This is a genomic window from Pseudomonas hamedanensis, from assembly GCF_014268595.2.
Taxonomy (GTDB): domain Bacteria; phylum Pseudomonadota; class Gammaproteobacteria; order Pseudomonadales; family Pseudomonadaceae; genus Aquipseudomonas; species Aquipseudomonas hamedanensis.
On sequence record NZ_CP077091.1, the window covers coordinates 967,891 to 981,117 of the forward strand.

At 62.0% G+C, this 13,227-nt stretch carries 12 protein-coding genes; 3 read left to right on the plus strand and 9 right to left on the minus strand.

Going from position 1 to position 13,227, the window contains the following annotated elements; all coding sequences use genetic code 11:
• Window positions 1-66 precede the first annotated feature (66 nt).
• Window positions 67-1,173: an AI-2E family transporter gene (locus HU739_RS04195; RefSeq protein ID WP_186548277.1), complete on the plus strand. Its 1,107-nt coding sequence runs from the start codon at window positions 67-69 to the stop codon at window positions 1,171-1,173.
• 12 nt (window positions 1,174-1,185) lie between these two features.
• Here the strand turns inward: HU739_RS04195 and proP are convergent, their stop codons facing one another.
• The 3 genes from proP to HU739_RS04210 form a co-directional block, all read right to left on the minus strand.
• Window positions 1,186-2,688: a glycine betaine/L-proline transporter ProP gene (gene proP / locus HU739_RS04200; RefSeq protein ID WP_186548275.1), complete on the minus strand. Its 1,503-nt coding sequence runs from the start codon at window positions 2,686-2,688 to the stop codon at window positions 1,186-1,188.
• 184 nt (window positions 2,689-2,872) lie between these two features.
• Window positions 2,873-3,532 (minus strand): DUF3313 domain-containing protein, encoded by a 660-nt coding sequence (locus HU739_RS04205; protein ID WP_186548418.1) that lies wholly within the window; start codon window positions 3,530-3,532, stop codon window positions 2,873-2,875.
• Window positions 3,532-3,849 (minus strand): hypothetical protein, encoded by a 318-nt coding sequence (locus tag HU739_RS04210; RefSeq protein ID WP_186548273.1) that lies wholly within the window; start codon window positions 3,847-3,849, stop codon window positions 3,532-3,534. Before HU739_RS04210 ends, HU739_RS04205 begins: the two co-directional genes overlap by 1 nt.
• Before the next feature lie 161 nt (window positions 3,850-4,010).
• Between HU739_RS04210 and HU739_RS04215 the strand changes: the two genes are divergently transcribed.
• Window positions 4,011-4,718 (plus strand): response regulator, encoded by a 708-nt coding sequence (locus HU739_RS04215; protein ID WP_186548271.1) that lies wholly within the window; start codon window positions 4,011-4,013, stop codon window positions 4,716-4,718.
• Window positions 4,715-6,043: an ATP-binding protein gene (locus tag HU739_RS04220; protein ID WP_186548269.1), complete on the plus strand. Its 1,329-nt coding sequence runs from the start codon at window positions 4,715-4,717 to the stop codon at window positions 6,041-6,043. The genes HU739_RS04215 and HU739_RS04220 overlap by 4 nt, the downstream gene beginning before the upstream one ends.
• Before the next feature lie 114 nt (window positions 6,044-6,157).
• Here HU739_RS04220 and HU739_RS04225 read toward each other — a convergent pair whose 3' ends face one another.
• The 6 genes from HU739_RS04225 to HU739_RS04245 all read right to left on the minus strand — a co-directional run bounded on the left by HU739_RS04225 (window position 6,158) and on the right by HU739_RS04245 (window position 13,224).
• Window positions 6,158-7,456 (minus strand): carbohydrate porin, encoded by a 1,299-nt coding sequence (locus HU739_RS04225; RefSeq protein WP_186548267.1) that lies wholly within the window; start codon window positions 7,454-7,456, stop codon window positions 6,158-6,160.
• A gap of 99 nt (window positions 7,457-7,555) precedes the next feature.
• Window positions 7,556-9,961 carry a glucose/quinate/shikimate family membrane-bound PQQ-dependent dehydrogenase gene (locus HU739_RS04230; protein WP_186548265.1) on the minus strand — a complete coding sequence of 802 codons (2,406 nt, stop codon included), beginning with the start codon at window positions 9,959-9,961 and terminating at the stop codon, window positions 7,556-7,558.
• Between the two features lie 142 nt (window positions 9,962-10,103).
• On the minus strand, window positions 10,104-10,235 hold the full coding sequence (locus HU739_RS26850; RefSeq protein ID WP_264082135.1) for a hypothetical protein: 132 nt from the start codon (window positions 10,233-10,235) through the stop codon (window positions 10,104-10,106).
• Between the two features lie 3 nt (window positions 10,236-10,238).
• Window positions 10,239-11,246 carry an NADP-dependent oxidoreductase gene (locus HU739_RS04235; protein ID WP_186548263.1) on the minus strand — a complete coding sequence of 336 codons (1,008 nt, stop codon included), beginning with the start codon at window positions 11,244-11,246 and terminating at the stop codon, window positions 10,239-10,241.
• A gap of 55 nt (window positions 11,247-11,301) precedes the next feature.
• Window positions 11,302-12,090, minus strand: a complete 789-nt coding sequence (locus HU739_RS04240; RefSeq protein ID WP_186548261.1) for an SDR family NAD(P)-dependent oxidoreductase — start codon at window positions 12,088-12,090, stop codon at window positions 11,302-11,304.
• Between the two features lie 39 nt (window positions 12,091-12,129).
• The gene (locus HU739_RS04245) at window positions 12,130-13,224 is read right to left on the minus strand and encodes an alkene reductase (RefSeq protein WP_186548259.1); all 1,095 of its coding nucleotides are present in this window, start codon (window positions 13,222-13,224) and stop codon (window positions 12,130-12,132) included.
• Window positions 13,225-13,227: the final 3 nt, after the last annotated feature.

The following is a 13,227-nucleotide window of genomic DNA, read 5'->3' on the forward strand; positions in this document are numbered from 1 at the left end:
CGACGACCGCGCGGTTGTGATCTAGGCTCAGCGCACTGATGATTTTCAGCCTCGGGAGAACGCGAAATGGAAGAACAGCCGCTCATTGCCTTCAACAGTTCCAGAGCCCTGCTGGACGTGCTGATCCGGGCCGGGCTGATCGCCACGCTGGTGCTGTTCTGCTTCGATATCTTTCATCCATTCCTCAACGTGATGCTGTGGGCATTGATTCTCGCCATCACCCTGTATCCGCTGAACCAGAAGCTCGGGGCGAAACTCGGCAATCGCCATGGCTGGGCGGCGATCCTGCTGGTGCTGCTCGGCCTGCTGATCCTGATGGTGCCGCTGAGCCTGCTCGGTGCGTCGGTGGCCGACTCGGTCAAAGCCGGCATGCACACGATGGAGGCGGATCATTTTGAAATTCCGCCACCACCGCCCGGCGTCGCCGACTGGCCGCTGATCGGTGCGCCGATCTTCGGCATCTGGCAACACGCCTCGCAGGATCTGAGCTGGGCGTTCAAGGAACTGGCGCCACACCTGAGTAGCTGGGGCAAGGTGCTGCTGCATCAGGCCGCCGGCGTCGGCGGGGGGATCGTGGTGTTTGTCATCGCACTGATTATCGCCGGGCTGATCATGACCCACGGCGAGCGCGGCCACCGCACCGCCGTGGCAATTACCACGCGGATTTCCGGCCCGGTGCGCGGCCCGCAAATCGCGCAACTGTGCACCTCGACCATCCGCGCAGTGGCGCAGGGTGTGGTCGGCATCGCCTTCATTCAGATGCTGCTGATCGGTGTCGCGCTGGTGATCATGGGCGTTCCCGCTGCGGGCATTCTGGCGCTGATGGTGTTGCTGCTGGGCATCATGCAGTTACCGGTGCTGCTGATCACAATCCCCGTGGTGATCTTCGTATTCGCCCATGACGGCGTCAGCGCCGGCACGATCATTTTCGCCGTCTGGATGATCATCGCCGGGCTCTCCGACAACGTACTCAAGCCGCTGCTGCTGGGACGCGGCGTCGCGGTGCCGATGCCGGTGGTGCTGATCGGCGCGCTCGGCGGCATGGTCACCAGCGGCATCATCGGTTTGTTCACCGGCCCGGTGATTCTCGCGGTGGGTTATGAGTTGTTCATCGGCTGGGTCTACCAGCCGGCGGATGTCAGCCGTCTTGTCGAGGAAACGCCTGAACCGTGACCGGACCTGGCCTCAATCAATCCGCGGATGCTGTTGCGCCAGTTCCTTGCGCTTGGCTTCCAGCTCGGCGATTTGCGCGTCGATGTCTTCGATTTTCTGTTCGATATTGTCGTGGTGCTCTTGCAGCAATTCCTTGGCCTCTTCCAGGTCGGACGCTGCCGGGGCCGCACCGCGCAAGGGTTTGTTAGCGGTCTCCTTCATCGTCACACCGGTGACCAGGCCGACCACGGCAATCACCATCAGGTAGTACGCCGGCATGTACAGATCGTTAGTGCTCTCGACCAGCCAAGCCACTGCGGTCGGGGTCAGGCCGGCGATCAGCACCGAGACGTTAAAGGCGCTGGCCAGCGCGCTGTAGCGGATGTGCGTGGGAAACATCGCCGGCAAGGTCGACGCCATCACGCCGATAAAGAAATTGAGCAGCACGGCCAGAATCAGCAGGCCGGAAAAGATCAGGCCGATGCTGCCGCTGTTGATCAGCATGAACGCCGGAATGGCGAGGATGAACAAGCCGATGCTGCCCACCACGATGAACGGCTTGCGGCCGATCTTGTCGCTGATGAAGCCGATCAGCGGCTGTACGAACAGCATGCCGACCATGATCGCGATGATGATCAGCACGCCGTGGTTTTCGCTGTAATGCAAGTTATGCGTGAGGTAGCTCGGCATGTAGGTCAGCAGCATGTAATAGGTGACGTTGGTCGCCGCGACCACGCCGATGCAGGTCATCAGGCTGCGCCAGTGTTTGGTCGCGACTTCCTTGAACGAAACTTTCGGGCCGCGCGCCAGACCTTCGCGGTCGCCTTGCTCGAGTTTTTCCACGTGCTGCTGGAACGCAGGGGTTTCCTCCAGCGCGTGGCGCAGATAGAGGCCGATCATGCCCAGGGGCAGGGCGAGGAAGAACGGAATGCGCCAGCCCCATTCCTCGAAGCGCTGCTCGCCGAGAATGGTCGAAATCAAGACCACGACGCCGGCACCGAAGACGAAACCGGCGATCGAGCCGAAATCCAGCCAACTGCCAAGGAAGCCGCGTTTGCGATCCGGCGCGTATTCGGCGACAAAGATCGAGGCACCGGTGTACTCGCCACCGACCGAGAAACCCTGAGCCATTTTCGCCAGTAACAACAGAATCGGTGCCCAGATGCCGATCGAGGCATAGGACGGAATCAGGCCGATGGCAAAGGTGCTGAGGGACATGATCACGATGGTCGCGGCGAGGACTTTCTGCCGCCCGTATTTGTCGCCCAGGGCGCCGAAGAACAGCCCGCCCAATGGGCGGATCAAGAACGGCACCGAGAACGTCGCGAGCGCGGCGATCATCTGCACGCCAGGATCGGCGCCGGGGAAAAATACCTTGCCGAGCACGTAGGCAACAAAGCCATACACACCAAAGTCGAACCATTCCATGGCGTTGCCCAGCGCGGCGGCGGTGATCGCCTTGCGCATCTTGGCGTCGTCGACAATGGTGATGTCTTTCAGGCCGATCGGCTTGACCGTATTCTTGCGTGATTTCATGTGAATTACTCTGTCGCTGGTCCGTCTTGTCACAACCGCGGCCCCGGGGTGGGGCAGGGAAGACGAGTTCCGTTCTCATGCGATGCCATCCTTTCGATGGCACCTTCTTTGAGATCAGAGATCAGAAGTAACCAAATAATTCACCACTCACGGTTATTTTCTTCACTACCCATCGCGCAGTGACTTATCGACGCAGCGTCAGCCAGGATTGGCCAAGGTCGCTGGCCCAGCCGTCCAGCACCCCTTTGACGTCATCGGGGCTCAACACCTGCCGGTCGTTGTCCAGCGGCAGACCGATGCCCTTGCGCACCACTTCGGCGACCACTTCACCGGTCGAACCGTCTTCGAATGAGACCTCGGTGGCGACGGTACTGTCCTGGTCGCGAATCCCGGTCGCGGTACTCACCCCGGCGGCCACCAGGGTGACGGGCAGCCACTCATAAAAGCGCAACCCTTGCACGTGAGTGGCGACCTGGGTAATCGCCGGCCGGACCGTCAGCGTGCCCGGGCCGGGTCTGTCGACGACGCGCAGCACTCTGCTCAGTTCGATTCTCAGCGCCGCGTCGTAATAGTCGGTGACCCCGGACAGCGTGCTGAGAGGAATCCGCACCGTCGGTTCGGCGCTGGGGTAGAACTGACTCGGCGCCAGGTAAACCTGCGTATAACGGCCTCTGGCCAATGCCGGGCTGACCCAGGCCAGCACGGGTTGACCGGACGGTGACTGACGCTCGGTCAGCACCGTGTAATCATGCAGAAAGCCGCTGTTTTCGGCTTTTCTGCTGGTGCACGCCGACAGGCTCAGGGCGGCGGCGAGCGCCAGCGACAGTGAGCGAACGCTGTTGATCAAAGCGAAGTTTCCTTGTGTTGAGACCCGGTGTGGTCCGAGCACTCGATATGGAGCTGGCCGTGGGTCATGATCCACGCGACCAGATCGGCCGCCGAAATGCTGTGGACGTACTCGACCCAGTGCGCACTGGTCGGGCTGAAGTGCTCGAAATAACGGCGCAGGACGATTCGGCTCTGGTCGTCGGAAACGCCCAGGCATGACTCCTGGAACACAATCGGCGTGTCAGGGCCGAGCGCGGCGGTGCGCTGGCTGAGGATCAAAGGCCGGTTGACGCAGTGCCCGCCGACGCGATGGCTGTTGTACAAATCCTTCATGCAAACCCCCTGGACTGGAATGGCTGCAGAGTGCCCCAGCGGTTTTGCCGGACGATGTCCGTTTGGTGTCCGTGGTGTAGAGATGTTGCGCGATTGAAATAAATGACCCGGGCGCCGATTGGCTTTAGATTGCGTGTTTTTTCGTGGGTGGGCCTGGAACCGTGAGCAGACTGCTGATCGTCGACGATGACGTGGAAATTCTCGCGCTGCTGAAGAAGTTTTTCATGCAGCACGCCTATGACGTCGACGTCGCCGCACACGGCGAGGCCATGTGGGCGGCGATTGCCGCGCAACGTCCGGACACGATCATTCTCGACCTGATGCTGCCCGGCGAAGGCGGCTTGAGCCTGTGCCAGAAAGTGCGCGCGCAGATGGGCATTCCGATCATCATGCTCACCGCCATGGCCGAGTTGAGTGATCGCATCGTCGGCCTGGAGCTGGGCGCCGATGACTACCTGACCAAACCGTTCGCCCCGCAGGAACTGCTGGCACGCGTGCGCGCCTTGCAGCGGCGCGCCGGCGAGCAACGCAATCCGACCACGCCAGCGCGGCCGGTCGTCGCCTTCGCCGGTTGGCACCTGGACATCACCTGTCGCGAATTGCGCTCACCCGACAACGTGATGATTCCGCTGTCCGGCGGCGAGTTCGATCTGCTGGTGGTGTTTCTCGACCATCCGCAACGCATCCTCACCCGCGAACAATTGATCGATCTGACCCACGGCCAGGGCCACGACGCGTTCGACCGCAGCATCGACGTGCAGGTCAGTCGTCTGCGGCGCAAGATCGAGCCGGACTGCAAACGGCCGGACTTGATTCGCACCGTGCGCAATGGCGGTTATATGTTCACCGCCAAGGTCAGCCGCTCGTGATCCGCCGACTGCTGCCGGGAGACACCCTCAGACGGCGAATCGCCCTGACGATTCTGGCGGCGATGCTCGCGTCGCTGGCGCTGAACGCGCTGTTCGTTCAGGTCGCTGGCATCTGGGCGCGTCCGCCGATCGAGCGCACCGGCCTGCTTGAGCAAATTGCCGCAACCTCACGGGTGATCGAGGCGGCGCCCGCCAGCCTGCGCCCGCAATTGGCCGCCGCGGCGAGCAGCAGCCTCCTGCAGGTGTCGTGGAAAGCGCAACGCGCTGAATTTGAGCTGCCGGGCGACGGCGCACGCGTCGAAGCGAGCAGGGTGCCGGTGCTGCAGCAATTGCTCGGTGATCAGCGCAAGATCGAAGCCTTCAACCCCGGCGACTGGCCCGGCGACAATCCGCAGGCGCATTACGCCGCACTGGTGCAACTGGTCGACGGCAGTTGGTTGTCCTTTATCCCGCCCGAGCGCAGTTGGGGCCTGGAGTTGTCCACGCGGATCGCCATCATTATAGCGCTGGGCCTGATTGCGACAGTACTGGTCGCCTGGATCGCCACACGCCAGCTGGCCAATCCCTTGCAGCGCTTCGCCAGCGCGGCGCGGCGTTTCGGCACTGACCTGCGCGCACCGCCGATCAAGATCGAAGGACCGCACGAAATCCGCCAGGCCATCGTGGCGTTCAACACCATGCAGGCACAGATCCAGCATTTCATCAGCGAGCGCACGCACATGCTCGCGTCGATTTCCCACGACCTCCGCGCGCCACTGACGCGGATGCGTTTGCGCAGTGAATTCATGGAAGACCTCGACCACCAGCGCAAACTGATTCGCGATGTCGAGGAAATGCAGTCGATGATCAATGCCGCCCTGGCGTTTTTCCGCGAGGACACCCATCGCGAACAAACCACGGCGTTCGACCTGTCGGAGTTGCTGCAAACCATCGTCGATGACTACCGCGATCAGCACATTGACATCGTTTTCGACGGTCCGGCGCACCTGGTGTACGAAGGCCGGCCGCTGGGCATCAAGCGGGTGGTGGTCAATCTGCTGGAGAACGCGCGCAAGTATGCGCAGCACCCGCGCATTGCCTTGAATCGTGAGGAATATGCCATCGCCATTGAAGTCAGCGACGACGGCCCGGGCATCCCCGAGGCTGCGCTGGAGCAGGTGTTTGATCCGTTCTTCCGCCTCGAAACGTCGCGCAACCGCGACACCGGCGGCGTGGGCCTGGGGCTTTCGACCGCCCGAGCGATTGCGCGCGAGCAGGGCGGGGAACTGACACTGCGCAACGCACGCAAGGGCGGACTGGTTGCACGGGTCGAGTTGCCAGTGTGAAACTTTGGGGGGCGCAAGTGTTGGAGATCGATGTAGGAGGGGGCTTGCTCCCGAAGGCGGCGGGTCAGTCAGCATTGATGTCACTGACCCGGCGCTTTCGCGAGCAGATGTCGGTCAGAGTGAGGCTTTGACTTGCAGGCCCATGACCAGGGCATTGTCGATGTCCTGCCCGGAAAATGCGCCCGGTTCGATGATGTATTGCACATTCGGGCGCAGGGTCAGCCACGGGGTTGCCTGATAGCCGTAGCCGAACTCGATCAGTTGTTCGGCGCTGTCCAGGTTGGGGAACGCTGCGCCATTGGCCAGCGCGGCGTCCTGCTGCACGTCGCGGCTGCGCGGGTTGGGGACGGCGCGGCCATAGCCCAGAGCGAGGGTGTCGTGCGGGCGGCCTTCGAACGGTTTGTACAGCACCAACCCGGTGCCGTACCACTTGCTGAACGGCGAAGCCGCTTGACTGGCGGCCGAATACTGGCCGAACGCATGCAGGCTACGGCCCTCGGAAGTCGGCGAGCGCCAAACGGCCTGATCGACCAGCAGATAATGGCCGCCGCGACCGGACACGTCATCGTCGCTGCCGATGCGCTGCACATCTGAATTGTCGTAGTAATAACCAACCTTGTACTCGCCGGGCAGCTCGCCCGCGTGCTTGTACACCAGTTCGATCGGCACTACGGTGCCGGTGGTGTGTTTCGGCCCCAGATGCCAGGCGCGGCTGGAATCGCCGTTGCTCTCGGGGTCGACGTTGAACGCCGCCACACGCAGTTGCCAGGACGGCGACAGGTCGTATTTCACCCGCACACCCAAATGCGCATTCGGGTAATTGGTCCAGCCGCTGCCACCGGACATGTTCAGCGGATGCCCACAGAAACCGGCGTTCATGAAGTTGCACAAAATGCCGCTGTCGAGGCCACCGAGGTCGTTGCCCATGGCCATGTAACCGAGCTTCACATTCAGCGCCGGGGTGAACAGGCTGCGCTCATAACTCAGCTCGGTCAGGCGTGTGTACAGCCCGCCGTAGTTTTCCTGAATCGGCAAGCGGTTGCCGACCAGGTCTTGCGAGGCGCTGTTGCCGCGCCGGTCGTTGATCGTCAACTGGACCTTGCCGGCATTGTCGACGCCATACAGTTTGCTCAGATCAAACTGCACGCCGAGCTTGAGGTTCTGCGAGTAGCGCGCCGAACGGTGCAGGCCGCCGTCAGCGTTGTAAGCGGTTTCGCCGCTGTAATCGCCGGTGAACTTGATGCCGTCTTCATTGAGCTGATGACGCAAGCCGCCCCAGTCGCCGGTGAGGGTGCTGCGTGTCAGCGGATCGGAGTCGCTGGCGGCCAGCGCGGGAAGGGTAGTGATGCAGCTCAGGCCCAACAGCAGGCCGGTGAAAAGCCCGGAACGGGAAAAGCGAACAGCCGATAACATGTGAATCCTTCCTGCTGAAATCTTCAACGCGATAAAACAACGACGCGGTGCCCTGAGGCACCGCGCGCATGGGGTTGCTGACTGAGTAAACGAAGCGATTTACGGCAAGGCGTACGCCATCACGTAATCGCCGCGATCGGTCGACTGACGAGCGCCGCCCGCGGTGACGACGATGTACTGCTTGCCGGTCTTCGGCGAAACGTAAGTCATCGGGCCGCCCTGGCTGCCGACCGGCAGACGCGCTTTCCAGACTTCTTCACCGTTGCCGCTGTTGAACGCACGCAGATAGAAATCCTGAGTGCCGGCGATAAAGATCAGGCCACCTTGCGTCGACAGGGTGCCGCCGAGGGTCGGCAGACCAATCTTGATCGGCAGGTGCATGCGGATGCCTAGGGGACCGGTGTCTTCAACGGTGCCGACCGGAACCTGCCACGCGACTTTCTGAGTCTTCATGTCGATCGCGGTCAGAGTGCCGAACGGCGGCGCCTGGCACGGAATGCCGGCCACCGAGAGGAAGCGGTTCTTGTTCACTGCGTACGGCGTGCCCTTGAGCGGTACAGCGCCCATGCCGGTGTTCAACGCCTCGCCACCGCCAGCGGCCTGGCCTTTGTTCTGCGACGGGATCATCTGGATCCACAGGCCCAGACGCATGTCGTTGACGAAGATGAAACCGTGCACCGGGTCAGTGGAGATGCTGCCCCAGTTCATGCCGCCCAGCGAACCCGGGAAGCTCAGCGACTTGTCAGTACCCGGCGCGGTGTACAGACCGTCGTAACGCATGCTCTTGAAGTCGATGCGGCAGAGCAATTGATCGTACGGCGTGGCGCCCCACATGTCGGATTCGGTCAGGTGTTGCGCGCCAATCTGCGGCATGCCCACGGATTTCGGTTGGGTCGGCGAGTACGGCTCGTTAGGGATGTTGGCCGCTTTGACCGGTACTTCCTTAACCTCGGTCAACGGTTTGCCAGTAGCGCGGTCGAGCACGTAGATCTGCCCGGCCTTGGTGCCGATGACCAGCGCCGGAACGCTTTGGCCGTCCTTGTCGAAGTCGATCAGGCTCGGCTGCATCGGCAGGTCGAAGTCCCACAGATCGTTGTGCACGGTCTGGAACACCCAGTGTTCTTCACCCGTGCTGGCGTCCAGCGCGAGAATCGAGGCGCCGTATTTGTGGTCCAGTTCGCTGCGCTCGACACCATAGATGTCGGTGGACGAACTGCCCATCGGCAGAAACACCGTGTTGGTCGCCGCGTCGTAGGACATCGGCGCCCAGCTGTTTGGCGTGCTGCGTACGTAGGTGCTGCCGTCAGCCGGCGCGTTGCGATCCTGCGGATTGCCCGGATCGAATGCCCAGCGCATGGCACCGGTGATCACGTCAAAACCACGAATCACGCCGCCAGGCATGTCGCTCTGCACGTTGTCAGCGACGCGACCGCCCACCACAACGGTGGTGCCGGCCATCAACGGCGCGGACGACAATTGATAGTAGCTGTCCGGAACATCACCCAGACCAGCCTTCAGATCGACCTGGCCGTTGTTGCCAAAACCCTGGCAGAACTCGCCGGTGTCGGCATCGACTGCGATCAGGCGTGCATCAATGGTGTTGGTCAGCAGGCGACGCTGGCAGTTGGCGGCCGGGGCCGGTTTGGCTTCGATGATCGAAGAGTTGCTCGGCTGAGCGATGGTGGCGGTGGCGTCGAAATAAGCCATGCCACGGCAGCGCTGCCAGACTTTCGATTGTGCGTTGATCGCGTTCTTCCACAGCTCTTTGCCGGTGTCGGCATCGAGGGCGATCAGGTTGTTGTGCGGGGTGCAGATGAACACCTTGTTGCCAACCTGCAGCGGGGTGAGCTGGTCTTCGGCGCCGTTGCCATCGCTTTCGGCGACGTCACCGGTGTGGTAAGTCCACGCGACTTTCAACTTGTCGACGTTGTTGCGGTTGATCTGGTCGAGGGCGGCGAAGCGGCTGCCACCTTCGGTGTTGCCATAATGCGCCCAGTCTTTCTGCGCCTTGGCCGGCTCGACCGGAGTCAGACCCGGGCCAGTGCCAGTGGCGGCAACCGTTGGATGCGCGACGAACATGTTGCCCGCAGCAACGGCGAGGCCGACCGCCAGCACCGCGGCAACGGCGTAGGCGCCACGACCGGCAGCGCGGCCATTGGCGCGGGCCAGCAGTGGATAAACCAGTGCGACGGCCAGACCGATTGCGCTGAACATGAACAACCGTGAGAACACTGGCCAGAACACCAGACCGGCGTCAATCAACGCCCAGATCGCGGTGGCCACGAGAAACGCGGCGAACAGCCAGGCGCCGGCGGTTTTCTTCAGCGCGATCAGCAGACCGGCAACGGTCATCGCCAGACCGCCGATCAGGAAGTACCAGGAACCGCCCAGGCTGACCAGCTTCACACCGCCGGCCGCGAGCGCGAGGCCGAGCAGGGCGATGACCACGCCAAGACCGACCAGAATGAACGTTGAAACGCCTGAGACGCGTTGACTGTGGTTCACATTGAAAGTCCCGTTTGAATGAAGCGCGGGATTATAGCGGTAACTAACCATTCAGTTAACCGCAGTTTTGCCATGAAACCGTGCACTTCTGAGAATCAAGCGTGGTGCAGGATGAGCAAAACGCAAGTCGGAACGGGACTTGTCAGGGCTCCAGCAACAGGGGGCGCCATTCGATCGGCGGAGGTTGCAGCGGCTGCGGATCATTCGCAGGTGGCGGATCGGCTTCGGTCTCGCGAGGCAGTTGTTCGTCCGCCTGAGCTTCATTGGCTGGCATTGTTTACGATGCCTGGCCGAGCGTGACGGCGATCTTGCCTTTGGCTCGACCCTGTTCGACGTAGCGCAATGCCTCGGCGATCTGGTCAAAGGAAAAGCTGCGGTCGATCACCGGTTTGATCACCTCCGCCTCGATCAACGCGGTGATTTTCTGCAATTGAATGCCATCGGCGCGCATGAACAAAAACCTGTAACGCACCCCGTTTTTGCGCGCTTGGCGACGAATGCCGCTGCTCAGCAGGCGCATGATCAGCCCGAGCACCCACGATAAACCCTGCTCCTGAGCAAACTGCGCGGTCGGCGGCCCGGACAGGGAAATCAACAGCCCACCCGGTTTCAGCACCTTCAGCGATTTCTTCAGCACATCGCCACCGAGGCTGTTGAGCACCACGTCGTAGTCGCGCAGTTCGTTGGCGAAATCCTGCTGCTTATAATCGACCACGACATCAGCGCCCAACGCTTTGACCCACTCGACATTCGCCGTGCTGGTGGTGGTCGCGACGAAGGCGCCCAGGTGTTTGGCAAGCTGGATTGCGACGGTGCCGACGCCACCGGAGCCGGCGTGAATCAAAACCTTCTGGCCCTTCTTTACCTGAGCGATTTCCACCAGCGCCTGCCATGCGGTCAACGAAACCAAAGGCATACACGCCGCTTCTTTCATGTCCAGGTTGGAAGGCTTCAGCGCGAGGGCGTTTTCGTCGACGGCAATGCGTTCGGCAAACGTACCGATCCGCGATTCAGGCGGGCGCGCATAAACCTCGTCACCCGGTTTGAAACGCTTCACCGCTGCACCAGTGCTGACCACCACTCCGGCTACATCGTTGCCCAATACCAAGGGCATTTGGTATGGCAGGATCATCTTGAATTCACCAGTGCGAATCTTCAGATCGAGCGGGTTCACACTGCTGGCGTGCACCTGAATCAATACGTCATGCGCTCCGACCGTCGGGTCGGGCAGGTCGCCAATCCGGCCGTTCTGCTTGCCGTAGCGCTCGATAAAAAATGCTTTCATTGCACAGGCTCTTGTCGGTTGGAACCCGCCGCGATATCGGCGGGTCCGGATAAGGTCAGGCTTGAGTCAGATAACGTTGCGCGACGGCCGACTGACGAATCTGCCCCAACAGGCCCTGACGCGCAGTTTGCAAAGCGTCCCAGCGCTCGCCTTCGTGCAGCGGCGGAATGGTCACGACTTCGCGACGGTCGAAACCGACCAGCGCGGCATCGACCAGATCGTCGACCTCCATGATGTCGCTCAGGGTGTTGATGTCGATGCCAGCGCGGTCCCAGATTTCCGTGCGGGTCGCGGCGGGCAGTACGGCTTGCACATATACGCCCTGTGGCGACAGCTCCAGGCTCAGGCCTTGGGAAAGGAACAGCACGAACGCCTTGGTCGCGCCATACACCGACATGCCGAACTCCGGTGCCAGGCCCACCACCGAGCCGATGTTGATGATTGCGCCGTCGCCGGCCTTGACCAGACGCGGGGCAATGGCACTGGCCAGACGCACCAGTGCGGTGGTGTTCAGCGCGACCAGTTGCGCCACGCTGTCGGTGCTTTGTTCGATGAACGTCCCGGACTGCGCCGCGCCGGCATTGTTGACGAGGATGCCGATGCGCGCGTCATCGCGCAGACGCGCTTCGACGGTGTGCAAGTCGCTGAGTTGGGTCAAATCGGCCGGCAGCACTTCAACGTTGACCTTGTGTTCGGCACGCAGGCCGGCGGCGAGTGCGTCCAGCCGCGACTGGTCGCGGGCGACCAGCACCAGATCGTGACCGCGTTGGGCGAAACGTGCGGCGTAGACCGCGCCGATGCCGGTGGAAGCGCCAGTGATCAGAACAGTAGGGCGGATAGTCATGATGTCAGCTCTTTTTCAGGGGATAGGGAAACAGCAGGTTCAGCGAGCGTTGGATTCAGCGAGCGTCGGGTAGTCGATATAGCCCGTCGCGCCGCCGCCGTAGAGTGTGGCGGGGTCGAAAGCGGCCAGCGGCGCGCCGATTTGCAGGCGTTCGACTAGATCCGGGTTGCCAATGAACGGACGGCCGAAGGCGATCAGGTCAGCCTTGTCCTGAGCGATGCGCGAGTTGGCCAGATCCAGGTCATAGCCGTTGTTGGCGATGTAGGTGTTCTGGAAACGCTGGCGCAGGGATTCAAAATCAAACGCGGCGATGTCGCGTGGCCCGCCGGTGGCGCCTTCGACAACGTGCAGGTAAACGATGTCCAGTGCGTTGAGTTGGTCAACGATGTAGTCGAACTGCGCTTGCGGGCCGCTGCTCGACACGCCATTGGCCGGCGACACTGGAGACAAGCGAATGCCGGTGCGATCGGCGCCGATCTCGGCGACCACGGCGGCGGTTACTTCCAGCAGCAGACGTGCGCGGTTTTCGATCGAGCCGCCGTAGGCATCGGTGCGCTGGTTGGACCCGTCCTTGATGAACTGATCGAGCAGATAGCCATTGGCGCCATGAATTTCCACGCCGTCAAAGCCTGCCGCCATCGCGTTTACCGCCGCCTGACGAAAATCATTGACGATGCCCGGCAACTCCGCGGTTTCCAGTGCGCGCGGTTCGGACACATCCTCGAAGCGATTGTTGACGAACACTTTGGTGGCCGCCCGCAGCGCGAACGGAGCGACGGGCGCTTGGCCGTCGGGTTGCAGGTCGACGTGGGACACCCGGCCGACATGCCACAGTTGCAGAAAAATCTTCCCGCCCTTTGCGTGCACAGCATCGGTGACGGTACGCCAGCCATCGATTTGCGCCTGGGTGTAGATGCCTGGTGTGTCCTGATAGCCCTGGCCCTGCTGGGAAATCTGCGTGGCCTCGCTGATCAGCAGACCGGCGCTGGCACGCTGGCTGTAGTAGGTCGCGGCAAATTCGCTCGGCACAAAACCTGCGCCGGCACGGTTGCGCGTCAGCGGCGCGAGGACTGCGCGGTTGGCCAGTGTCAGGCTGCCGAGGGTGTAGGAAGAAAACAGATTCAGGTCGCTCATGTG

Bases quoted from the DNA above. Each gene is read 5' to 3' on its own strand.
- HU739_RS04195 (WP_186548277.1), top strand. From the start codon at position 67: ATGGAAGAACAGCCGCTCATTGCCTTCAACAGTTCCAGAGCCCTGCTG.
- proP (WP_186548275.1), bottom strand. From the start codon at position 2,688: ATGAAATCACGCAAGAATACGGTCAAGCCGATCGGCCTGAAAGACATC.
- HU739_RS04210 (WP_186548273.1), bottom strand. From the start codon at position 3,849: ATGAAGGATTTGTACAACAGCCATCGCGTCGGCGGGCACTGCGTCAAC.
- HU739_RS04225 (WP_186548267.1), bottom strand. From the start codon at position 7,456: ATGTTATCGGCTGTTCGCTTTTCCCGTTCCGGGCTTTTCACCGGCCTG.
- HU739_RS26850 (WP_264082135.1), bottom strand. From the start codon at position 10,235: ATGCCAGCCAATGAAGCTCAGGCGGACGAACAACTGCCTCGCGAGACC.
- HU739_RS04235 (WP_186548263.1), bottom strand. From the start codon at position 11,246: ATGAAAGCATTTTTTATCGAGCGCTACGGCAAGCAGAACGGCCGGATT.
- HU739_RS04240 (WP_186548261.1), bottom strand. From the start codon at position 12,090: ATGACTATCCGCCCTACTGTTCTGATCACTGGCGCTTCCACCGGCATC.
- HU739_RS04245 (WP_186548259.1), bottom strand. From the start codon at position 13,224: ATGAGCGACCTGAATCTGTTTTCTTCCTACACCCTCGGCAGCCTGACA.